13 protein-coding genes are annotated in these 23108 nt (G+C 74.0%); 6 read left to right on the top strand and 7 right to left on the bottom strand.

Going from position 1 to position 23108, the window contains the following annotated elements; translation table 11 throughout:
• Window positions 1-184 precede the first annotated feature (184 nt).
• Window positions 185-1129 (top strand): aldo/keto reductase, encoded by a 945-nt coding sequence (locus tag CG740_RS37085; RefSeq protein ID WP_100579728.1) that lies wholly within the window; start codon window positions 185-187, stop codon window positions 1127-1129.
• Here CG740_RS37085 and CG740_RS37080 read toward each other — a convergent pair.
• From CG740_RS37080 to CG740_RS37065, 4 genes are all read right to left on the bottom strand, one after another.
• A complete protein-coding gene (locus tag CG740_RS37080) occupies window positions 1121-2626 on the bottom strand; it encodes a PrsW family intramembrane metalloprotease (protein WP_100579727.1) in 1506 nt (501 codons plus the stop codon). The genes CG740_RS37085 and CG740_RS37080 overlap by 9 nt on opposite strands.
• Window positions 2627-2709: 83 nt before the next feature.
• Complete coding sequence (gene trmB, locus CG740_RS37075) at window positions 2710-3510, bottom strand: tRNA (guanosine(46)-N7)-methyltransferase TrmB (protein WP_234376714.1); 801 nt, start codon at window positions 3508-3510, stop codon at window positions 2710-2712.
• 755 nt (window positions 3511-4265) lie between these two features.
• Window positions 4266-5525, bottom strand: a complete 1260-nt coding sequence (gene lhgO / locus CG740_RS37070; protein WP_100579836.1) for an L-2-hydroxyglutarate oxidase — start codon at window positions 5523-5525, stop codon at window positions 4266-4268.
• Between the two features lie 51 nt (window positions 5526-5576).
• Complete coding sequence (locus CG740_RS37065; protein WP_100579725.1) at window positions 5577-6992, bottom strand: MFS transporter; 1416 nt, start codon at window positions 6990-6992, stop codon at window positions 5577-5579.
• A gap of 768 nt (window positions 6993-7760) precedes the next feature.
• On the opposite strand from CG740_RS37065, the gene CG740_RS37060 reads away from it, so the two are divergent.
• The gene (locus tag CG740_RS37060; protein WP_100579724.1) at window positions 7761-9902 is read left to right on the top strand and encodes an asparagine synthase-related protein; all 2142 of its coding nucleotides are present in this window, start codon (window positions 7761-7763) and stop codon (window positions 9900-9902) included.
• Between the two features lie 403 nt (window positions 9903-10305).
• Window positions 10306-13482 carry a BTAD domain-containing putative transcriptional regulator gene (locus CG740_RS37055; RefSeq protein WP_100579723.1) on the top strand — a complete coding sequence of 1059 codons (3177 nt, stop codon included), beginning with the start codon at window positions 10306-10308 and terminating at the stop codon, window positions 13480-13482.
• A 368-nt stretch (window positions 13483-13850) separates the two neighbouring features.
• Here the strand turns inward: CG740_RS37055 and CG740_RS37050 are convergent, their stop codons facing one another.
• Together CG740_RS37050 and CG740_RS37045 are read right to left on the bottom strand one after the other, a co-directional pair.
• The gene (locus CG740_RS37050) at window positions 13851-15935 is read right to left on the bottom strand and encodes a sigma-70 family RNA polymerase sigma factor (protein WP_100579722.1); all 2085 of its coding nucleotides are present in this window, start codon (window positions 15933-15935) and stop codon (window positions 13851-13853) included.
• 212 nt (window positions 15936-16147) lie between these two features.
• Complete coding sequence (locus CG740_RS37045) at window positions 16148-17092, bottom strand: TetR/AcrR family transcriptional regulator (RefSeq protein ID WP_100579721.1); 945 nt, start codon at window positions 17090-17092, stop codon at window positions 16148-16150.
• Window positions 17093-17467: 375 nt separating this feature from the next.
• On the opposite strand from CG740_RS37045, the gene CG740_RS37040 reads away from it, so the two are divergent.
• Together CG740_RS37040 and CG740_RS37035 are read left to right on the top strand one after the other, a co-directional pair.
• Entirely contained in the window at window positions 17468-18790 is a 1323-nt protein-coding gene (locus tag CG740_RS37040) for an NAD(P)/FAD-dependent oxidoreductase (protein WP_234376730.1), read from the top strand.
• 194 nt (window positions 18791-18984) lie between these two features.
• Window positions 18985-20625: an ATP-binding SpoIIE family protein phosphatase gene (locus CG740_RS37035; RefSeq protein ID WP_100579720.1), complete on the top strand. Its 1641-nt coding sequence runs from the start codon at window positions 18985-18987 to the stop codon at window positions 20623-20625.
• Between the two features lie 92 nt (window positions 20626-20717).
• On the opposite strand, the gene CG740_RS37030 is transcribed toward CG740_RS37035, so the two are convergent.
• Entirely contained in the window at window positions 20718-21998 is a 1281-nt protein-coding gene (locus CG740_RS37030; RefSeq protein ID WP_199846695.1) for an MFS transporter, read from the bottom strand.
• A gap of 185 nt (window positions 21999-22183) precedes the next feature.
• On the opposite strand from CG740_RS37030, the gene CG740_RS37025 reads away from it, so the two are divergent.
• Entirely contained in the window at window positions 22184-22750 is a 567-nt protein-coding gene (locus tag CG740_RS37025) for a MarR family winged helix-turn-helix transcriptional regulator (protein ID WP_100579718.1), read from the top strand.
• Window positions 22751-23108: the final 358 nt, after the last annotated feature.

Below are 23108 nucleotides of genomic sequence, written 5' to 3'. Positions count from 1 at the left end.
AGCCGGTCATGGGGGTCCCCTCTGGCCCTTAAGGCCTTGGGGGAGTTTGAGGACGAGCGCCCTCAAGGCGCGATCGGGGTCTGGGGCGGAGCCCCAGGGCCGGAGTTGAGCAACGCCGGGTGATGGGTGGGCAAGCACCTCGCGGCTAGGAATAGGCGGCCCCGCGGCGGAGGTTAGGGGGGCCATGACCTCCTTGCGCCCGCTCGGCTCCGCCGACCTCTCCGTGTTCCCCCTCGCCCTCGGCGGCAACGTCTTCGGCTGGACGGCCGACCAGGCCCAGTCGTTCGCCGTCCTCGACGCCTACCTCGCCGGCGGCGGCAACTTCGTCGACACCGCCGACGGCTACTCGAAGTGGGCCCCGGGCAACTCCGGCGGCGAGTCCGAGACGATCATCGGCAAGTGGCTGGCGACCCGCGGCAACCGCGCCGACGTCGTCGTCGCCACGAAGGTCGGCTCGCACCCCCAGTACGAGGGCCTCGCCGCGGGCACCATCAAGGCCGCCGCCGAGGAGTCGCTGCGCCGCCTCGGCACCGACTACATCGACCTGTACTACACCCACTTCGACGACACCTCCGTCCCCGTGGAGGAGATCGTCACCGCCTTGGACGAGCTCGTGCGCGAGGGCAAGGTCCGTGCGCTCGGCGCCTCCAACATCAGCCCCGCACGGCTCCAGGAATCCCTGGACTTCGCCGACCGCGAGGGCCTCGCCAAGTACGCGGCGCTCCAGCCGCACTACAACCTGGTCTCGCGCGGCACCTACGAGGGCGCCCTCCAGGACACGGCCTCGCACGCGGGCCTCGCCGCGGTCCCCTACTACGCGCTCGCCTCCGGCTTCCTCACCGGCAAGTACCGCCCGGGCCAGAGCGTCGACAGCCCGCGGGCCGGGGGCGCGGGCAAGCACCTGGACACCGAGCGGGGCCGCAAGGTGCTGGCCGCGCTCGACCGGATCGCCCAGGAGCGCGACGCCGAGATCGCCACGGTCGCCCTCGCCTGGCTGGCGGCCCGGCCCACCGTCGCCGCCCCCATCGCCTCGGCCCGTACCGTCGAACAGCTCCCGGCGCTGCTCGCGGTCGCGGACCTGGAACTCACCGACGCCCAGCTCTCCGAGCTGACCGCCGCCTCAGCCTAGGTACGGGTTGTACGGGCCAGGGCCCGGGCCCTGGCCCGCGGCGGGGCCCGGCTGTCCGTACGGGGCGTAGTGCGGATGCGGCAGCGAATGCGGCGCGTACGGCGCGTACGGGGCGTACTGCGCGTGCTGGGTGTAGGGGTGCGGCGGGCCCGGCTGCGGCGGCACCCAGATGCGTCCCGTCGCTCCGGCCGCGTACAGCAGCGCCGGGCCCGCGATCGGCTTGCGCTCCCACAGATGGTGGAGCAACTCCTGCTCGCGGGCGGCGAAGTCGGGCCCCGGTCCCGTGGCACCCCGGCTGCGGTACGCGCGGTGGCGCAGGAAGGCGAGCGCGGTCGCGAACGCCTCGTACTCGGCGACCGCCCGGGCCGCGCGCTTCCCGCCGAAGCGGTGGTGCGCGAAGTCGCGGGCCGTCGCGCGGGCCCGCATCGAGGACAGCGCGATCGGCTCCGCCGGGCCCAGCCAGCCGGCCGCGGCGTACGCGGGCAGCTCGGCGGCGACGGTACGCAGCTCGCGCTGCCGGCTCCAGATCGCGAGCCAGGTCAGCAGCCCGAACACCGGGACCATGAAAGCCCCGTACACGATGTAGAAGCCGTACACCCCGAACAGCGTCGAGCTGTTCCACAGGGCGTGCATGCCCATCGCGCACACCAGGCCGAGCAGCGGGAACGCCACCCGGCGCAGCCGCTTGCCGGCCGGCGCGAGCGCGGCCGCGCCGAAGCCGATGCCCGTCATCACGGTGAACAGGGGGTGGGCGAACGGCGACATGACGACCCGTACGAAGAAGGTCGCCGCGGTCGTCGAGGCGAGGCCTCCGCTGTGGCTGGCCTGGTCCTCGCCGAAGGCGTTGCCGAGATAGAGGATGTTCTCGGTGAAGGCGAAGCCGGTCGCGGTGAAACCGGCGAAGACGACTCCGTCGACGACCCCCTTGAAGTCCCGTCTCCTGAACAGGAAGAGCAGCAGCACGGCTGCCGCCTTCGCGCTCTCCTCGACGATCGGCGCTATGACGCTCGCGCCCAGGTGGTCGGCCGACGACGGGTCGGCGGTGGCCGTCGCTATCCAGCGCGTCGCGAACGAGTTGGCGATGATCGCCACGAGCGCGGCGGCGCAGGCGCCCCAGGCCAGGGCGAAGAAGAGGTTGCGCCAGGGGCCCGGATCGACCCGGTCGAGCCAGCGGAACGCGGCGCCGAGCAGCGGCACCGGAAGCACCGCGAGGCCGAGCCCGACCAGGAAGCCCTCGGTGCCGGTCTGGTCCCGTACGAGCGCGAGGATGACGAGCCCGCACAGGGCGAGCAGGGTGATCAGCGCGCCCGCGCGGACCGCCTTGGAGCGCCAGAAGTCGCGGCGCGGACGGTAGCGCCACTTCGCACGGTCCGGCGGGACCCCGTCGAAGCGGGGCTCCTCCGCGCACGCCGGAACTGGCTGGGCCGGAAGGGCCGACCCGGCCTGCTGGGGCGCCTGCCCGGGAGGCGGGCGATGCGGAAGCGACTCGAAGGACACCAGACGACCCTAACGAGGGTCACTGACAATGCGCGACGGTGCCTGCACTACCCGCTGTGCGCGTACTGCCCCGCCCCTGCGCGCTATTCGCCGTGCGCGACCCGGCGGAACATCAGGTCGTGCACCACGTGTCCCTTGTCCAGGCCCTGGCCCTCGAACCGGGTCAGCGGCCGGAACGCGGGCCGGGGCGCGTAGCCGCCGCCGTCCACGGTGTTCTCGAAGTCGGGGTGCGCGTCGAGGACTTCCAGCATCTGCTCGGCGTAGTCCTCCCAGTCCGTCGCGCAGTGCAGTACGGCGCCGGGCTTCAGCCGGGTCGCGGCGAGCGAGAGGAACTCGGGCTGGATGAGGCGGCGCTTGTGGTGCCGCTTCTTGGGCCACGGGTCGGGGAAGTACACGCGGAGCCCGTCGAGGGCGTCCGGCTCCAGCATTTCGCGCAGCAGGATGATCGCGTCGCCGTTGGCCACGCGGATGTTGCTCAGGCCGTTGCGCTCGGCGAGGCCGAGGAGGTTGCCCTGGCCGGGGGTGTGGACGTCCACGGCGAGGATGCCGGTGCGGGGGTCGTCCGCGGCCATCTGCGCGGTGGCCTCGCCCATGCCGAAGCCGATCTCCAGGACGACGGGGAGGCCGTCGAACATCTCGGCCGGGTCGATCTTGTGCAGCCCGTCGATGTCGAAGCCCCACAGCGGCCAGAGACGTTCCAGGTACTCGCCCTGGCCGGTGGTGACGCGGCTTCGGCGGGGCTGGAAGCTGCGGATGCGGCGTTCGTGGTGCGAGCCCGCGGGGTCGGCGGCGGGGCCGCCGGGGAAGCGGGGCGCCTTGTCCCGGGGCAGGACCTTCTCGGTCGCCTGGGCGGGGGGCTCTGGGGTGCGGGGCTGCTCAGACACAATGCGTCCAATTCTACGGCGGCCCCAGCCCCCGCGCCCCGAGGACCGTCGTCGCCCGCGGACCGTGGGGCCGTTCGCGCAGTTCCCCGCGCCCCTGGGCATGCCGAGGCTCGCCGGAGCCAGCAGGCGCCGCCCCCTGACACCTCGGCCAGAACGGCCCCCTCAGGGGCGCGGGGAACTGCGCGAGGAGCGCCCGTGGTCTGCGGGCGGCGACGGGTTTAGGGGCGCGGGGAATTGCGCGATCAGCCACGCATGGTGTGAGGGTGACGGCGGGTTTTGGGGGCGCGGGGAACAGCGCGAGGAGCGCCTGTGGTCTGCGGATGACGACGGGTTTAGGGGCGCGGGGAACTGCGCGATCAGCCACGCACGGTCCGCGGGTGACGGCGGGGTCGGGGGCGCGGGGAACTGCGCGATCAGCCACGCATGGTGTGAGGGCGGCGAGGGGTTTTGGGGGCGCGGGGAACTGCGCGAGGAGCGCCCGTGGTCTGCGGATGGCGACGGGTTTAGGGGCGCGGGGAACTGCGCGATCAGCCACGCACGGTCCGCGGGTGACGGCGGGGTCGGGGGCGTGGGGAACTGCGCAAGAGGCTCGCCTCGGTGCGGCGGCCGGGCAGGGGCCCGGAACCCCGCCGGCCGGGGCCGGAGCAAGCGCCGGCAGGGTTGCCGGAACCCGAGTCGGAGCCGCGGCAGGGTTGCCGGAGCCCGAGTCGGAGCCGCGGCGGGGTTGCCGGAAGCAGGGCCGCAGGACTGAGGGGTCAGGCGGGGGGCAGGGCGCGCAGCACCCGGGACGCGACCTCCCGGCCGATGGGGAGGGACGCCGTCGCCGCAGGGCTCGGCGCGTTCAGGACGTGGATCGCGCGAGCCGACTCCCGGATCAGGAAGTCGTCCACCAGCGTGCCGTCGCGCAGCACCGCCTGGGCCCGGACCCCCGCCGGCGCGGGGCGCAGATCCGCCTCGGTCACCGAGGGGAGCAGCCGGCGCACCGCCTCGGTGAAGGCCCGCTTCGACCAGGACCGGTGCAGTTCCCCGGCCCCGTACCGCCAGTGCCTGCGGGCTATCCGCCAGGTGCCGGGCCAGCCGAGCGTGCCGGCCAGCTCGGCCGGGCGGACCGTGCGCCAGTCGTAGCCCTCCCGCGCCGCGGCCGGCACCGCGTTGGGCCCCACATGGACCGAGCCGTCGACGCCCCGGGTCAGGTGGACGCCGAGGAAGGGGAAGGCGGGGTCGGGCACCGGGTAGACCAGGCCCTTGACGAGGCCGGGCCGGGCCAGCTCGTAGTACTCGCCGCGGAACGGCACGATCCGCACCCCGGGATCGTCGCCCGCGAGCCGGGCCACCCGGTCGCAGTGCAGCCCCGCGCAGTTGACCAGGGCCCGGGCGCGCAGGACCCTACCGTCGGCGGTGCGTACGGCGACGCCGAGCTCGGGGCGCCGGTCGACGCGGACGACCTCCGCGCCGTAGCGCACCTCGGCGCCGGACAGCTCGGCGAGGCGGGCCGCGACCGCCCCGTAGTCGCACACCCCCGTCGTCGAGACGTGGATCGCCGCGAGCCCGCGCACCTCCGGCTCGTACTCCGCTATCTGGGCCGGCCCCAACTCCCTTACCGGGATGCCGTTCTCACGGCCGCGCTGGACCAGGGCGTGCAGCCGCGGCAGCTCGGCGCGCTCGGTGGCCACGATCAGCTTGCCGGTGACCTCGTGGGCGATGCCGTGCCGCGCGCAGAACTCGACCATCTCGGCCGCCCCGCGCACCGCGAAGCGCGCCTTGAGCGAGCCGGGCTTGTAGTAGATGCCGCTGTGGACGACCCCGCTGTTGCGCCCCGTCTGGTGCCGGGCCGGGCCGTCTTCCTTCTCCAGGACCACCACGCGTGTCCCGGGCGCGGCCCGCGTCAGTGCGTACGCCGTCGACAGACCCACGATCCCGCCGCCGACCACCAGCACATCGCAGTCGTACGTCGTCACCCAGGCACCTCCCACCCCGGTCGCGTCTTCCCGGAGGACGGCCCCGGACCCCCTCATCACATACTGCACTGGCCCACTGACAATCCCGGTAAACGTCCCGCGCCGGCCCTATGCCGGGGTCACGAGCAGCGGCCTGGCCCGTTCGCGCAGCTCGGCGACGCGCGGCTCGTCCCCGTACGGCTCCAGGCGGTGCAGCAGATCGCGTACGTACTCGGTGGTACGGGCCGAGGAGATCCGGCCCGCGACCTCGACGGCCCGGGTGCCGGCCGCGCAGGCCGCGTCCAGGTTCCCCGACTCCAGCTCGGCCACCGCGCTCACCACCAGGCGCAGGCCGTGCGAGCGGACGAACTCCTCGGTGGGCCGCGAAAGGGCCTGCTCGGTGAAGCGGCGCACCTGCCGGGGCGCCTTCAGGTCGCGGTAGCACTCGGCGGCGTCCGCGGCGAAGCGGTCGTAGGAGTAGAAGCCGAGCCAGGAGGGATCGCAGTCGCCCTCGCGCGAGCGCTCCAGCCACGCCTCGGCGGCCTTCAGGGCGGCCTCGGCGGGGTGGCCGTCGCCGGCCTTGGCGTGGGCGCGTGCCTCCACGAGGCGGAAGAAGGACATGGTGCGGGCGGTGGCGAGCCCGCGGTTGCGCTCGACGGCGGCCTGCGCGAGGTCGACGCCCTCGTCGGCGAAGCCGCGGTAGGTGGCCTGGAGCGACATGGAGGCGAGCACATAGCCGCCGAGCGGCACGTCGGCCGCGGCGCGCGCGAGCCGCAGGGCCTGGATGTAGTAGCGCTGGGCCGCTTCCTGCTGGCCGGTGTCGAAGGCCATCCACCCGGCGAGCCGGGTCAGCTCGGCGGTCGCGCCGAACAGGGCGCGGCCCACCTCGTCGCTGTACGAGCCGAGCAGCAGCGGGGCCGCGTCGACGCGTAAGCACTCGGGAACCATGGACGAACGCCAGTCGCCGCCGCCGTACTTGGAGTCCCAGCGGCGGGCGTCCTCGGCTGCCTCGCGGAGTTTGGCCACATCGCTGTGGCCGACCTTCAGCGGTGGCAGGTCGGTCAGATCGGTGCTGCGGGCCACCGAGGAGTCGGCGGGCGTGATGAGCCAGCGGGAGGCGGGCGTCGCGTACGCGCTGACCGCGAAGGAGCCCGCGAGGGACTGCCAGATGCCGCCGCCGGCCCGCCGCCCGGCCAGATCCAGCCGGTACAGATCGGTCGCCGAGCGCACCGCCTCCGACACGTCGCGCGGGAAGGCGAGGCCGACCTCGGGCGCCGGATCGGCGTCGGCGAGGCCGATTTCGTGCAGCGGGACGGGTCGGCCCAGCTTGGCGCCGATGGCCGCGGCTATGAGATGGGGCGCGGCGCCCTGGGGCACCATGCCCTTGGAGACCCACCGGGCCACGGAGGTCTTGTCGTAACGAAGGGTCAGGCCCCGTTGCGCGCCGAGGTCGTTGACCCGTCGCGCCAGGCCGGCATTGCTGATTCCCGCGAGGGCGAGAACGGTGCCGAGCTTCTCGTTCGGCCCGCGTTGCTCCCTGGACATGCGCCACCCCTCGACACAGACGGCGTTCCCCCCGGGCGGTGATGTCCGGATCGTCGGCCGCAAAAGCATGTGGCCGAGCCCTCGGGAATATGCCACCCGTGAGGAACAGCAGTAAACACAGCGTAGTTCGCCGCATCCCGACCGTTAAGAGGCGGTCTTCCCTATGGCGAGATTGTTTTCCGTACGGCCGGTTGCCGACCCCGGGGGGCGCGCCTCGGCCGCGGGACCCGTTGCGCCGGGGTGCGGCGGGAGTGGCCGCCGCCGCGCTCCCGCCGTGTGGCCGTGCGCCCGGCCGTGCGCTCTCGCCGGTCCACCAGGGGGGCGCTTCCATGTGTGGTGCGTGGGTCGGCCCGCTGCATGGATCCAGTGGGCTGGGGGACACCGCCGCCTCAATCCCCGCGGGCGGCGGACCGGTCCGGGAGGCGAACAGCGCCTCCCGGACTGTGCGTTGAGGGCCTCCGGAGACGGGTGTGCGCGTTGCCCGGCGATCGGAGAATGGCCGAATATCGCCCCTGACTCCGGGCCCCTGAGCCGTCCCGTCGATCACTCGGGTCCCGTCCCGTACGTCCCGAGAACGATGCCAATCGGCCACCTGCCGGGGCGAATTCACTTTTTGCGCCCGCTACCCGGGGCCCCTCAGGCGTGCCCTTGTCGTGGCAGCATGGGGCCCGGACTTCCTTCGGCCCGTACGGACCTTCCCGGCAGGGCGGCACGCGGAGGGGCCGGTCCGGGGTTGTCCACGAGTTGTCCACAGCCTGTGGAGGCGCGATGCGATGGTTGGTGGGGTGGAGCAGCGTCGCCGCAAGCTTCCGCACGAACACCTACGGTACGGGCGCGTACGCGGCGGGCGGATACGGCACGGCCGGCGCCGTCGGTGAGCCCGACGAGGGCCGTACCGTCCACCCCGTCGGGGCCCAACTCCTGTGGGGCGACCCGGATCCGCTGTGGGCGGTGGGCGACTGGCGGCCCGACGAGATCCGCATCGTCAGCGTCGGCACCGACACCCGGCTCGCCGTCCTCGGCTGCTGCGCCGCCACCGACGAGGAACTGCGCGTCGGCCTGTTCGCCGCGCGCGGGGGCGCGCTGCGCCACCTCACCGCCTGGCCCGGCAGCTATACGGCTGTTGCCCAAGTGGCCAGGCGCGTCACGGTAGTTGGGGACCTCGCTGGTGCGAAGCCCGTCTTCTACACCCCCTGGGCGGGCGGAACCGCCTACGGCACGGCGGCACTTCCGCTCGCCGACCTCATCGAGGCCCAACTCGACATCGGCCACCTCGCCGCCCTGCTCGCCTGCCCCGATGTGCCCGAGGCGCTCGGCGACTCCACGCCGTACGCGGGCGTGCGCCGCATTCCGCCCGGCCGCGCGCTGGTGCTGCGGGAGGGCTCGCGCGAGATCACCGGGTACGAGCCGGTCGCCTCGCTCGCGGTCGCCGCGCCCCAACTGCCGCCCGCCGCCGCGGTGGACGGGGTGCGCGAGGCGCTGGTGTCCGCGGTGCGGGCCAGGCTCACCGCGCCCCGGCACGCCCCCGAGACCCTGCCGCCCGACCCGGGGCCGGTCCCCGGCATGGGCCCCGCCGAGCGGCGCGCCGCCCGCGGCGGACCGGCCCCCGGCATAGGGGCCGACCTCTCCGGCGGCCCCGCATCCGCCACCCTCGCCCTGCTCGCGGCCGGTCTGCCCGGCGTGCCCGGTACCGTCCTCGGCCACGGCACCGGCGCGGGCGAGCGGCTGCTGGCCGTCACCTTCAACGACCTCACCGTGCCGGGCGCGGGCCGGCAGGCGGAGCTGGAGCGGGCCGGCGCGATGGCCGCCAACCCCCGGCTGCACCACGTGGTGGTGACCGGCGACGAGGAGTCCCTGCCGTACGCGGACCTCGAAGGCCCGCTCACCGACGAGCCGGGCCCCTCCCTGATCGTGGCCCCGCGCCACCGCCGCCGCCTCCTGTCGGGCAGCGCCGACCACTTCACCGGCAGCGGCGCCCGCCAGGTGCTGGACGCCCATCCGGCGCGCCTGGCCGACCTTCTGATGGACCGTCAAAGACGCCATCTGCTCCGCCCCGCGACCGCCCTCGCCAAGGCGGGCGGCCCCTCGGCCAACTCCCTGTTCGTGCCCCTCACCGTGTACCGCGCGGCCCGCCGACTGGCCCGCACCCCCTACCGCACCGGCATCGAATCCGCGGCGGACGCCCTGCGCGAGCCCCGCTTCGACGACCCCGCGAGCCCGCTGTCGATCTCGCTCGCCGCCCTGGCGTGGACGCGTCCGGGCCCGGCCGCGCGCTGGCTGACGGGGGAGGCGCTCGCCGAAGTATCGGTACGCCTGATGGCCTCGGCGACCCGCCCGGCCCCTTCGTTGCGCCCCGGTGAGGCCCGCGCCTCGGCGGCCCTCGCCCGGTACGCGGCCGACCACCGGGTCCTGGAACAGGCCGCCGAGGTGCGCAGCCAGCGTCTGCACGCCCCCTTCCTGGACAACCAGGTCGTACGGGCCTGCCGGGCCCTGCCCGAATCGCTGCGGGTCCAGCCCGGTGCCCGCGCCTCGATCCTGCGGACGGTGCTCTCGGCGTCCGGGGTGCGCGATCTGCCCCCCGGCTGGGGCGCCCCCTCCCTCACCCCCTCCGCCGCGGTCGCCCGGGCCGGCCTGCGCCAGTCGGCGGACCCGCTGATCTCCCTCTTCGAAGCGCCGCTGCTCGCGGACGCGGGCCTGATCGAGGCCCGCACGGTCCGCAAGGCGGTCCGGGCGGCCGCCGCGGGCGAGCCCCTTCCGCTGGACGGCCTGGCCGACCTGATCTCCACCGAACTGTGGCTGCGCCGGCTGCTGGCCCGCCGGGGCACGTGCTGGACGGGCACAGCGGCTCCCCGCCAGCGGGCGGTGGCGGGCGGGGTGGCCCCGCCCCGACGGCCGACGCTGCGGTCCTGAGGCCCCGGGGTACCGGGGTACCGGGTCCCCCACAGGGCGCGGGGCTGTGTGTTTTGCGCGGTTCCGCCGCAGTGGGCGCGGTCGGCCCGGGACGGTCTGCACCTGACCATGTGCATGCGGGAGCGCGACCCCGGTCCGGGGGATCTTTGGCTGCGGGCTGGGTGTGGCTGGTCGCGCAGTTCCCCGCGCCCTAAGGGGCTGGCGCGGGTCACGGTGCCGGGTGCCCAAGAGGGGCGCGGGGCTGTGTGTTTTGCGCGGTTCCGCCGCGGTGGGCGCGAACGGCCCCGGTCGAGCCGCACTCGACAGTCCGCATGCGGGAGCGTGACCGCGCCTGGCCCGGTCCCCCGGGGGCCCGGGGGAAAACGATTCCCCCCTTCCGGTCAAAGCCCGTCACAATGAACGCGTGCGGTACCTGATCCTGGGCGCCACGGAGGCGCACGACGAGCAGGGCACCGCCATATCCCTGGGCGGGCCCAAGGTGCGCGCGCTGCTGACCGCGCTGGCGTCCCGCGCCCCCCGACCCGTCTCCGTGTCCGCGCTCATCGACGACGTATGGGCCGACGACCCGCCCCAGGACGCGCCCGCCGCCCTCCAGGCGCTGGTGGGCCGGCTGCGCCGGGCGGTCGGCCGGGCGGCCGTGGAGTCGGGGCCGGGCGGATACCGGCTGCTCGCCGCGCGCCACGACATCGACCTGTACGTCTTCGAGGACCGCGCGGCCGACGGCGCGGCCCAGCTCGCCGCGGGCGACCCCGCAGCCGCCGCCGACACCCTGCGCGCCGCCCTCGCCCTGTGGCGCGGGCCCGCCCTCGCGGACCTGCCCGAACGCGACGCGGCCCTGCGGCCCGAGGCCCAGCGCCTGGCCGCCCGGCGCGGCCGCATCGAGGCGGACCTGCGGCGCGGCGCCACGAGCGGGCTGTTGCCCGAGCTGACGGAACTGCTCGCCGCCCACCCGTACGACGAGACGCTGCACGCGCAGCGCATCCGTACGCTGCGTGCCGAAGGCCGCGGCGCGGAGGCGCTCGCCGCGTACGACCAGGTCCGCCGCACCCTGGCCGATGCCCTCGGCGCCGATCCCGGTCCCGAACTCGCTGCCCTGCACGCCCAGTTGCTGGGGTCGACACCCACGGCCGAGCCTGCCGAGCCCCGTCCCCGCACCGGCAACCTCCGCCCGCGGCTCACCTCGTTCGTCGGCCGTGAATCCGAACTCGCCGTGATCCAGGCCGACTTGACCGCGTCCCGGCTCGTCACCCTCATCGGCCCCGGTGGCACCGGCAAGACCCGCCTCGCCGAACAGGCCGCATCGGCAGCGCCCGACGAGAGCTGGCTCGTCGAACTCGCCCCGCTGGAGCAGCCCGAGGCGGTGCCCGGAGCCGTGGTCTCCGCGCTCGGCCTGCGGGAGACGACGCTGCTGGCGCAGGGCGGCGCCAAGCCCGCCCACGACGACCCCACGGCCCGGCTCGTCGAGGACCTCTCCCGCCGCCCCGACACGCTGCTCGTCCTCGACAACTGCGAGCACGTCATCGACGCCGCGGCGCACCTCGCCGAGACGCTTCTGACCCGCTGCCCCCGGCTCCGCATCCTCGCCACCAGCCGCGAACCGCTCGGCGTGCCCGGCGAGGCGGTCCGACCGGTCGAGCCGCTCGCCCCCGTCCCGGCCCACCGCCTGTTCGCCGAGCGTGCCCGCGCCGTACGCCCCGGCTTCGACCCGGAGGTCGACGCCGAAGCCGTCGCCGAGATCTGCCGCCGCCTCGACGGCCTGCCGCTCGCCATCGAACTGGCCGCGGCCCGGCTGCGGTTGCTGACCCCGCGCCAGATCGCGGCCCGCCTCGACGACCGCTTCCGCCTGCTCACCACCGGCAGCCGCACGGTGCTGCCCCGGCAGCAGACCCTGCGCGCGGTCGTCGACTGGTCCTGGGACCTGCTCGACGATCCCGAGCGGAACGTGCTGCGCCGGGCCTCCGTCTTCGCCGGCGGCTGGGACCTCGACGCCGCCCAAGCGGTGTGCGGCGGCCCCGACGAGCTGGCCGCCCTCGTCGAGAAGTCCCTGGTCGTCGCCGTTCCCGCGGCGGACGGCACCGGCATGCGCTACCGCATGCTGGAGACCATCCACGAGTACGCCGCCGAGCGGGCCACCGAGACCCCCGAGGCGCTGCGCGAGGCGGCCGGTGCCCACACCGCGTACTACCGCGAGCTGGTCCGCCGGGCCGAACCGCTCGTCCGCTCGCACGAGCAGCTCCCCTGGATCGACCGCCTGGAGACCGAACTCGACAACGTGCGGGCCGCATTGCGCCGCACCACGTCCGGGCCCGCCCCCGACGAGGCGGCGGCCACCGAACTCGCCCTGGACATGGGCTGGTTCTGGTGGCTGCGCAACTACCGCCACGAGGGAGCCGCCTGGGCCCGGACCGTCGCGGCGCTCTCACCGGCGCCCACCGACGAGTCCGACCCGCGCCACTGGCCGCGGCTCCACCTCGACCTGCTCCGCTTCTTCCTGCTGTCCGACTCCGACCAGCGGGACGAATTCACCGCCCCCGGGGCACAGGAGCGCATCCTGGTCCTGCGCAAGGCCTTCGAGGCAGGCGGCCCGCAGGCGGCCCGCTTCCCGGGGCTGCTCTGGCCGTTCACCACGTTCCGCACCGACACCCCCGAGATGGTGCGCACGTCCATCGACGCCGTCGTCGCCAACTGCCGCCTCCATGGCGCCGATTGGGCGGTCGGCGTGTCCCTGATGTTCCGCACCCACATGAGCATGGACGTGCCCGGCGGCATGGACGGCATCGACGACGACCTCGCCGAACTGCGCGAGCTCGGCCGCCGGGTGGGCGACCGCTGGATGCGGGCCCAGGTGGCCGGTGCCGCCGCCGAGGCGGCGATGATGCGCGGCCTCGCGGAGCCGGCCCGCGCCGCCTACGAGGAGGCGCTTCAGCTGGCCCGCGAGGTGGGCGCCCACCAGGAGGCGCCCTTCCTGACCGCACGCGTGGGTGAACTCGCCTACCGCGAGGGCGACTTGGCCGCCGCCGAAAAGCACCTCCTGAACGCCGAGGCGGAAGCGGAGCGCTACCGGGTGCCCGACGCGCTGCCCTACGTCCATTCGCTGCTGGCCACCGTCGCGCTCGACCGGGGCGAGGTCGAAGCCGCCCGCACTCTGCACGCGCGGGCCCGCGAGTTCGCGGCGGTCGGCCCGCCGCCCGCGCACTTCATCGCCCTTCTCGACGGCCTGGGCGCCCGCCTCGCCGCCGCCGAATCGGGCCCGCGGGCGGGTCTGCGCGCCATGACGGACGCGCTGCGCACGGCGATGGACTCGGCCTGCACCGACATGGTCCTGGCCCATCTCGCCGAACGCGCAGCCCAGTTGCTCGGCGACCTGGACCACCACGAGGCCGCGGTACGGGTCCTCGCGGCGGCGACCGTCTGGCGCGGCCCGATCCCGCGCTCCGTCCCGGAACGGTCCGTCGAGGCCGCCATCACGACCCGAGCCCACCAAACCCTCACCCCCGACCAGTACACGAAGGCCACCACCGACCCACCCCTGCCCCCCACCGAAGCCGTGCGCCTCCTGCAAGAACTCGGGCCCACGTAGTCGCGCGCCCCGGCGGGGTGCGCTGGGTCACCTACAGGGGCGCGGGGAACTGCGCGAACGGCCCGCGTGGAGCCGCAGTCGACGTCTCACTTGCGGGAGTGCGGCCCCGGTGGGGTGCGCTGGGTCACCTACAGGGGCGCGGGGAACTGCGCGAGCGGCCCGCGTGGAGCCGCAGTCGACGTCTCACTTGCGGGAGTGCGGCCCCGGTGGGGTGCGCTGGGTCACCTACAGGGGCGCGGGGAACTGCGCGAGCGGCCCGCATGGAGCCGCACTCGACCACCCACACGCGGGAGCGGGCCCCATGGCCGGAGCCGAAGGCACAAGCCGCACAGCCCCCTCAGGGAGCTGACCCGGGCCGCAGAGGGGCCCTAGCCGCAGCTGATCCGGGACTGGGCCCAGTCCGCGAGGGCGACCCCGCCGAAGGGGCCGGCCGGCTCGACGACGAGCCGGATCGTGCGGCGGCCGGAGATGTCGGCGTGCACCGGCACCGCGGGATCGCCACCCCGCAGCACCGGCGACCGCCACAGCCTGGCCCCGTCCCCGTAGAGGGAGAACCGCACCGCCCCGAGCCCCATCGTGAGGTCGTCCACCCCCGCGTACGCGTCGTACGTACGGCACTGGCGGTTGAGGTCGATGGTCACCGAGGAGCGGCCGTGCACGGTCACCCCGTGCGCGTAGCGGTGCTCGCCCACGCTCATGCCCGAGCGCTGCCACAGCCAGCTGGAGCCGCCCAGCCGCACCTCGGGCTTGGTGCCGTCGCCGAGGAGGCCGTAGTCCAGGCGGTTCACCTGGAACACCGTCGGCGCGGGCGGCGGCGGCGGAGGCGGGGGAGGCGTCGGCCTGGGCGGGGTCGGCTTGGGCGGCGCCGGCCGGGGCGGCACGGGCGCCGGACGCGTCGGCTTCGGCGGGGTCGGCCGGGCGGCCGGCTTCTTCGGCGCGGGCGAGGGGGCGGGCGCGGGCGGCACCGGCGCCGGAGCCGAGGGCGGTGACGGGCTCGGGGGCGGCGGCTTCTGCGGAGCGACGGGCGCCACCGCGGGCGGCTTCGCGTCCGGCTTCGGCGGCGCCGAGTCGTTGCCGGTCAGCGCGAACACCACCCCCGCCGCCACCGCGACGGCCACCGCCGCCGCGATCCCGGCCTTGGCCGGAGCACCCAGCCCCTCCGAGGCCGCCGCACCTCCGGCCGCACCCCCCGCCGCCCCGCCGGACGAACCACCCGTCGCCGCGGCCGCCGCACCGGCGCCCGCGGCCCCGGCGGCGCCGCCCGCGACGACCCCGGCCGCCTTGAGCGAGAACCCGGCGGCGAACCAGCCGATGACCGCGACCGGAAGCAGCGCGGGAATCCCGGCGTTGACGTCCTTGAGCTCGACGACCGCGACCCGGCACTTCGCGCACTCCTCCAGGTGCTTGCTGAGCCCGCGCTCGGCCCGCATCCGCAGGCCCCCGCGCGCATACGCCCCGAGCCGGTCCGCGTAGCGCGCGCAGTCCCCGCCGGAGGTGAGCGCGCTGGAGACATGGGCCTGGAGATAGGCCTGCTTGAGTCCCTCGCGGGCCCGACTGGCAAGCACCGCGGTCGCGTTGGCGGTCAGCCCGAACAGCGGCGCGATCTCGCTCGGGGACTCCTCCTCGACGGTGGTGTGCCACAGCACCGCCTGCCAGCGCTCGGGCAGTGAGCGGAACGCCTGCATGGCGAGCGTCTGCTCGGCCTCGTGCATGGCCCGCACATCGGCGCCCAGGTCGATGGTGTCGTCGTCGGACACCTCGGACGACCGCGCCGACTGCTGCGCGAACACCGCGAAGTCGTCGACCAGTTGCTCCCGTTTGGCGGTCCGCGTCCACGAGGCAGCGACCCGGCGCACGGTCGTCATCAGATAGGCCCGCACGGCCTGTTCGGGCCCGGCTCCGCCGCGGACCGCCTGGAGTGTGCGCGCGAAGACCTCCGCCGTCAGGTCGTCCGCGGTGTGCGCGTCGCGACAGCAGCTGCGGGCATAGCGCCGCACGGCCTCCGAGTGCCGGCGGAACAGCTGCTCGTACGCACTGTCGTCGCCGGCCCGCATCGCGTGGACGAGGTCCGCGTCGGACTGGCCGGCCTCGGCGAGATCGAGCGTCATGCCCTCGCGAAGCCCGCCCTCACGCTGGGTCGGCACGCTCGCGCCGGGCTCGCCGACCCCGTCCATCGGCCCCCAGGGGCCGGGCAGTACGGTCCCGCCGAGCCCGTTCACCCCGAGGTCGTTCACCCCGGGCTCGGACCCGTCCAGGTGCTCGGAACCGGAACCGGTGGCGTTCTGCCCCGGCACGGACGCAGAGCCGCCCGGCACGGACGCGGAGCCGCCCGGCACGGCTTTGCCGGGACCGCCCTGGCTAGGCACCTGGCGCGGCGGACGACCACCCCCGGGGCCGCCCGATTCGGGGCCGCCTCCGTCCGAGAGTGACTCGTCCCGCTCTTCAACGCCCATAGCGGAAGCTCCCGTAAGCACGCCCAGACCCGACCACCGGGCAAGCCTGCCACAGAGCGCAAGCGGAGCCGAGTGTCAGACCCGGCAACCACTCATCCGGGGACACTTACCGCACCCGAGCACTAGCCATCACTCTTTCGGGGAAGGCTGCACAGCTCGGGCGCGGTCGTCCGTTGGGGTTCAACCCGCTCAGTTCGTACGAGAGTTGACCCTCAGGACGGCCGCGAGCGAAGCCCCTCCAGGAGGATGTCGAGCAACCGCGCCGAGGCCGCCGCCTGTTGGACGGCGTCCGGCAGCGAGGGCGCCGCCGTGGCTATCACCAGGAGCACATCGGCCACGGTCACATCGACGCGCAGCGCACCCGCCGCACGGGCCCGGTCCACCAACTGCCCCACCACGTCGAGCAGCTCGGCCGCTCCGGCGTCGTCCAGCTCCGGCTCGGGCGCCGCCCGCTGCTCGACGACCCGGCCCCAGCCGGCACCCTGCTCGGCCGTGCCGACCTGACGCTGCTGCGGCACCCGCGCCTCGTCGAACCCGTCCCGTACGCCGTCGGCCCGCAGTCCGTCCGTCCGCAGTCCGTCCGACCGCAGTCCTTCGACCCGCAGTCCGTCGACCCGGGGCCCGTCCGCTCGCGAGCCATCCGCCCGGGAGACATCGGCCCGGGGACCGTCGGTCCGGGGCGCCTCCGGCCGTACGCCCTCGGGACGCACCTCGTCGGACTGCTCGGCGTCCCTGCCGACCCGCAGCACCTGGGGCGGGAGCAGCCGTCCGGCGCCCGAGGCCACCGAGGTGCGCAGGAAGCGGGAGAGCGCCGACCAGGGCTCGTCCTCCTGGCCGAGGGCCGTGCGCGCCTGTTCCGTCAGACGCGCCGTCTCCTCCTCGGCTATCCGCCGCACCAGGACGTCCTTGCTGGGGAAGCGCCGGTAGACCGTGCCCACCCCGACCCGGGCCCGGCGCGCCACGTCCTCCATCGGCGCCCCGTAGCCGAGCTCGCCGAACACCTCGCGCGCCGCGCGCAGTACGTGCTCAAGGTTGCGCTGGGCATCCACCCGCAACGGCGCGGAACGCGATCCGCCGCCGCTCGGACCCGTACCCACGCGACCGTTTCCGTCGGACGCCGCGACGGCGGTCTGCCAATGAGAGTCCTGAATGTGCATTTATCCCCCGGTATTAACGTCTCCCCCCGGAGACTCCCCGCCCCTGACAGCCAAGACCCGGTCATCACCCGGCACCTCGACGGAATACGAACATAGTTGAGCCGGACTCAATTCAGAAGAGGTTCCTCCGCACGGTGTGCCCCCCGATCGGACCAAAGACCGAAACCTGACCGAATCGGGCCCGCCCCAGCACGTGTCACTCACCCCCTGACCTGCGGGTCTGCCCTCATCCTTGCGAGAAGTCGCCACCCGCCCCAGCAGTGCCCTCCAGTCACACAATTTGTCGGGGCTGTGGACAAAGCCCGAGGCCCGTTGCGTCATGGGGTGGTGACAGAACCTGTGCGCATTCTCGTGGTCGGCGGCGGATACGTCGGGATGTACACGGCGCTGCGTCTGCAACGGCAGCTCAAGGCAGAGCTGCGGAGCGGGGCGGCCGAGATCACCGTGGTGGCCCCGGACCCGTACATGACGTACCAGCCGTTCCTGCCCGAGGCGGCGGCCGGAAGCATCTCCCCGCGCCATGTCGTGGTGCCGCTGCGCCGGGTCCTGGACCGGTGCCGGATCGTCATCGGCGAAGCCGACCGCGTCGACCACGCGCGGCGCACCGCGACCGTCACCACCCTCGCCTCGCCCGAGGACGGCACCGGCGCCATTCGGCTGACGTACGACGAACTCGTCCTCGCGCCCGGCTCGGTCTCGCGCACCCTGCCGGTCCCCGGCCTCGCCGACTACGCCATCGGCTTCAAGACCGTGGAGGAGGCCATCGGCCTGCGCAACCACGTCATCGAGCAGATGGACATCGCCTCCTCCACACGCGACCCGGCCATCCGGGACGCGGCCCTGACCTTCGTGTTCGTCGGCGGCGGCTACGCGGGCGTCGAAGCGCTCGCCGAGCTGGAGGACATGGCCCGCTACACCGCGCGGTACTACCACAACATCCGCCCCGAGGACCTGAAGTGGATCCTCGTCGAGGCGAGCGACCGGATCCTGCCCGAGGTCGGCGAGGAGATGGGCCGGTACGCGATCCGCGAACTGCGCGCCCGCAACATCGACGTACGCCTGGAGACCCGGCTCGACAGCTGCGAGCACCGGATCGCGGTCCTCAGCGACGGCGCCCGCTTCCCCACCCGGACCGTCGTGTGGACGGCCGGGGTCAAGCCCGCCCCGGTCCTGGCCGCCACCGATCTGCCCCTGACCGAACGCGGCCGGATCGAGTGCACCGCCGAACTGCGCGTCGCCGGCACCGAACACGCCTGGGCGGCCGGCGACGCGGCCGCCGTCCCCGACCTCACCTCGGACGAGAAGGGCAAGGAGTGCGCGCCCAACGCGCAGCACGCCGTGCGCCAGGCGAAGGTGCTCGCCGAGAACATCGCGTCGGCGGTGCGGGGCGGCGAACTGAAGGAGTACCGGCACAAGTACGTCGGCTCGGTCGCCTCACTCGGCCTGCACAAGGGCGTCGCCCATGTCTACGGCCGCAGGCTCAAGGGCTACCCGGCCTGGTTCATGCACCGCGCCTACCACTTGAGCCGCGTCCCCACCTTCAACCGCAAGGCCCGTGTGCTCGCCGAATGGACCCTCGCCGGGCTCTTCAAACGGGAGATCGTCTCGCTCGGCTCGCTGGAGCACCCGCGGGCCGAGTTCGAGATCGCCGCGGGCGGCGGCCCGCCCGCCAAGGGCCCGTCGCCCCACGGCGACTGACGGTTGTCAGTGCGGTCCGTCACACTGGACGTGTGACCATAGGTGGGCCCACACCTGCACAGAGTGATCCCGCGACCGATCCAGCACCGCACTCAGCACCGCACAAGGACCGACACCACACCACCGGCGGCAGAGCCCCCGCGGCCGGAACCGGCAGCACAGCACCCGCAGCAACACACGAGGCTTGGAACACCGTGAACTTCACGCGTTGGAGCGCCCGGCTCCCCGGTACGCAGCGCCGCGCCGCAGCACGGACCGACCGGGGCTCCGTGCCCGCCGCCCGCGGCGAATCCGGGCCGCAGCCGCAGCCCTGGCCGGACGACACGGCCGAGCCCCCGGTCCTGGACGACCTCTCCGTGCGCGACGTCCTGGGCCAGCTCCCCGCCCTGGTCGCGCTCCTGCACGGCCCCGAGCACCGCATCGCGTACGTCAACGACGCCTACGCCGCGGCCTTCGGCCACCGCCCGCTCGGCGCCCCGGCCGCCAAGGCGCTCCCCGAGCTCGACGAGCTGGGCCTGCTCCCGCTGATGGACCAGGTGCTGCGCAGCGGCAAGCCCCGTACGGTCAAGTCCCGCAAGACCCGGGCCGCCGGGTCGTACACGGTGACGTGCACCCCGGTCGAGATCCCCGGCCACGCCGAAGGCGGTGTGCTCGTCTTCGCCGCCGACGTCACCGACCACGCCGAGGCCGCCGAGCGGCTGCGCACCAGCGAGCGCCGCCACCGCGAGACCGCCGTCACCCTCCAGCGCTCCCTGCTCCCGCAGGAGCTGGAGCAGCCCGACGACCTGCGGGTCGCCGCCACCTACCAGCCCGGCGGCACGGACGCGGCGGTCGGCGGCGACTGGTACGACGTGATCACCCTGGGCGCCGGCCGGACCGCGCTCGTCATCGGCGACGTGATGGGCCGCGGCGTGCGCGCCGCCGCCGTGATGGGCCAACTCCGCACCGCGGTGCGGGCGTACGCGCGCCTCGACCTGCCCCCGCACGAGGTGCTCCAGCTCCTGGACGGCCTGGCCGCCGAGATCGACGCCAGCCAGATCGCCACCTGTGTCTACGCCGTGCACGACCCCAACGAGGGCCGCCTGGTGTACGCGTCGGCGGGCCATCTGCCCGTCCTGGTACGCCACGAGGACGGCACCGTCCACCGGGCCGAGGACCCGACGGGCCCGCCGCTCGGCACCGGCGGCTGGCTGCACACCTCGGGCACGATCGCCCTGCCGCCGGGCGCCACCGCCGTCCTCTATACGGACGGCCTGGTCGAGCGGCGCCGGGAGGACATCGACGAGGGCGTGGCCGCCCTGGAGCGCGCTCTGTCCGGCGCGGTCGGCACCCCGCAGGTGGTGTGCGACCGGCTGCTGCGCTCGCTCGGCGTCACCGCCGAGCACGACGACGACGTCGCGGTCCTGGTCTGCCAGCACCCGGCCCGTACGGGCCCGGCCGCCGAGCTCTTCCACAACGCGGCCCTCGACCTGCTCGGCGGCATCGAGGCGGCCCCGCGCGCCCGGGCGTTCGCCTCGGGCGTGCTCGCCTCCTGGCGCTTCCCGGTGGAGCTGCGCGACCTGGGCGTGCTGGCCGCGAGCGAGCTGGTGGCCAACTCGCTCCAGCACGGCACCCCGCCGATGCGCCTGCGGCTCCGCCGCACCGACCGCCGTCTGATCATCGAGGTGACGGACGGCGACGACCACCTGCCGAGGCGCCGCCGCGCCGAGCCCGGGGACGAAGCAGGACGAGGCATCTCGATCGTCGCGACGATCGCCTCGTCCTGGGGTTCGCGCCGCACGCCGGGCGGCGGCAAAGCGGTGTGGTGCGAGTTCGCGCTGCCCGGCAGGCCCTGAGGCCCCGCCTCGGGCCGTGGCCGACGGTCCATGAGCGGTTCGCCCGCTGCGGCACGGACGGCGGCCGGCTCCGACGGGCAGGCCCTGGCCGGTCAGGCGTTGGCGGGCGTCTGCTCCGGCAGGTGCACCGCGACCACGCGCGAGCCGCTCGCGAGCATCGGATGGTCCTGCGCGAGCGTGAGCCTCTTGCCGAGCCGCAGCGCGAGGAAGGTGATCCCGAGCGAGAACAGTACGAACGTCACGATGTACGGGCCGTGCAGCGCGGCGCCCATCGGTCCGCCGACCGCCGGGCCGACGGCCAGCGCGAGCTGCTTGACCAGCGCGAACGCCGAGTTGTACTGCCCGACCATCGACTCCGGCGCGAGATCGGCGACGAGCGGCGCCACGGTCGGCGACAGCATCGCCTCGCCGAGCCCGAACAGCGCGTACGTCGAGACGAAGGCGGCCGTCGCCATCGCCTGGCTGCCGTGTCCGAGCCCGGCGTAACCGGCCGCGATCCACGCCACGGCCCAGATCAGACCGACGGACGCGATGACCCGGCTGCGGCGCCGGCGCTCCACGAACTTCAGCACCAGGAACTGCGCGATCACGATGACGGCCGTGTTGGCGGCCAGTGCGAGACCGAGCGTCGAGGGCTGGATCCCGGCCGCCTCGGTCCCGTACGCGGCGAGCCCGGACTCGAACTGGCCGTAGCAGGCGAAGAACACCACGAAGCCGAGCACGCACAGCTGCACCATCGCCCGGTGCCCGAGGATCGCCCGGATCCCGCCGCCGGCGCCCTGCTCACCCTTGGGACGCGCGTCCGGAACGGTGACCGCGCGCGGCATCCGCACGGACGCGGCGACTCCGGCGAGCACCAGGAACATCGCGGCCTCGATGGAGAACAGCAGGATGAAGGTGTCCGGACGGCTCTTGTCGACGATCTGGCCGCCGATGAGCCCGCCGATGCCGAGCCCGAGGTTCTGCAGGAAGAACTGCATGGCGAAGGCGCGGGTGCGGGTCGCGGGACCGGAGCACCAGACGATCATCGTCGCGAGCGCGGGCTGCATCACGGCGGTGCCGGCGCCGAGCAGTGCGGCCGAGGCCACGGCGGCGGGCACGCTGGAGGCGAAGCCCATGCTCAGCGCGCCGACGGAGGCGAGCAGCGCCGCGCCGACCAGCACCGGCAGCGGCCCGCGCCGGTCGATGACACGACCGGTGAACGGCAGCACCACGAGCGCGGCCATGGCGAAGACGGCGAGCACGACACCGGCCGTCGTCGCGCCCAGGTCTCGCACCTGGGCCACATAGACATAGAGGTACGGAACGGTGAATCCGAGTCCGAACGCGCTCAGCGCGTTACCTGCCTGGATCCGGCGCATCGCTGCACCCATCGCCTTGGTCACACTCACCACCTTGGGGGTCTGGAAGCTTGGAGAACCTGGGTCGCCCGGGGACGTGAGCGGTTGGGCTCGAACGTGAAGGGCTCAGATCTGAAGACTTCAACACTAAAGTTAGAGCCTTAACAATACACACTCAAGGACTTAGACGCCAACGAACCCCGTGCCATACTCGCGACATGGCTGAGACCCCCGAGCCCGCCGAGCCCGACGGCCCACAGGAGCCGACCCTCGACGAGCAGATCGCCGCGTACCAGCGGGAGTACCGCGACCTCGACCCCCAGGTCGAAAAGGTCGTGTCGGCCTTGGGCCGCCTCAACCGCCGGATGAACGTCGCGTACGGCCGCCAGGTCGCCGCGCTCGGCATCAGCAACGCCGAGTGGGAGGTCCTCAAGACCCTGCTGCTCGCGGGCGAGCCCTACCGCCTGGGCCCCGGCGAACTCGCCAAGCGCCTCGGCCTCACCCCGGCCGCGATGACGCACCGGATCGACCGCATGGCCGGCGAGGGCCTGGTCACGCGGGACCGGGACGAGAACAACCGGGTGCGCGTCATCGTCGAGCTGACGGACGACGGCCGGACGAAGTGGCTGGAGGCCATGCGCATGGCCAGCGACTTCGAGGAGGACCTCCTCCAGGACCTCTCCCCGCAGGAGCGCGGCGTCCTGGGCGAAATGCTGATCCGCCTGCTCCGCAGGGTGGAGCACGCCCAGCCGGACGCGGGCGGCCGGCTCACCGACCTCGACTGAGACGTTCACCGAGGTGACGCGGCGGGTGATGGGACCCCTCGACAGAGACCGGTGAAAAACCAGTGGACAGGAGCCGGGGTCGGGGTTGACACGGACCGTCCCGATCCGTAAAGTTCTTCGGGTTGCCACGGAGCCGTATCGGTTCTGCGACAACCGTCCGCCGCAGCTTCTGCGGCACCCCAACTCAGCACGATCTCCCAACCGGGAGTGTTTTCGGCATGCCGAATTCATTTCGATTGGGACCGGAAGCCCCGATTACGGGTTGCCGGGAAAATCCGCTAGGGTTCGGGAGTCCGAACGGCCCAACAGCCGGGAAGACAAGCCGACTTGGCCCCGGGAGACCGGGAATCGGGCCCGA

It is taken from the genome of Streptomyces sp. CB01201 (assembly GCF_002803085.1).
In the GTDB taxonomy this organism is placed as follows: Bacteria; Actinomycetota; Actinomycetes; order Streptomycetales; family Streptomycetaceae; genus Streptomyces; species Streptomyces hundungensis.
This window is presented reverse-complemented; position numbering and strand designations above follow the sequence as displayed.

Excerpts from the sequence above, each read along its gene's own strand:
- CG740_RS37085 (WP_100579728.1), top strand. The coding sequence starts at position 185 with ATGACCTCCTTGCGCCCGCTCGGCTCCGCCGACCTCTCCGTGTTCCCC.
- lhgO (WP_100579836.1), bottom strand. The coding sequence starts at position 5,525 with ATGAGGGGGTCCGGGGCCGTCCTCCGGGAAGACGCGACCGGGGTGGGA.
- CG740_RS37065 (WP_100579725.1), bottom strand. The coding sequence starts at position 6,992 with ATGTCCAGGGAGCAACGCGGGCCGAACGAGAAGCTCGGCACCGTTCTC.
- CG740_RS37060 (WP_100579724.1), top strand. The coding sequence starts at position 7,761 with ATGCGATGGTTGGTGGGGTGGAGCAGCGTCGCCGCAAGCTTCCGCACG.
- CG740_RS37050 (WP_100579722.1), bottom strand. The coding sequence starts at position 15,935 with ATGGGCGTTGAAGAGCGGGACGAGTCACTCTCGGACGGAGGCGGCCCC.
- CG740_RS37045 (WP_100579721.1), bottom strand. The coding sequence starts at position 17,092 with ATGCACATTCAGGACTCTCATTGGCAGACCGCCGTCGCGGCGTCCGAC.
- CG740_RS37040 (WP_234376730.1), top strand. The coding sequence starts at position 17,468 with ATGTACACGGCGCTGCGTCTGCAACGGCAGCTCAAGGCAGAGCTGCGG.
- CG740_RS37030 (WP_199846695.1), bottom strand. The coding sequence starts at position 21,998 with ATGGGTGCAGCGATGCGCCGGATCCAGGCAGGTAACGCGCTGAGCGCG.
- CG740_RS37025 (WP_100579718.1), top strand. The coding sequence starts at position 22,184 with ATGGCTGAGACCCCCGAGCCCGCCGAGCCCGACGGCCCACAGGAGCCG.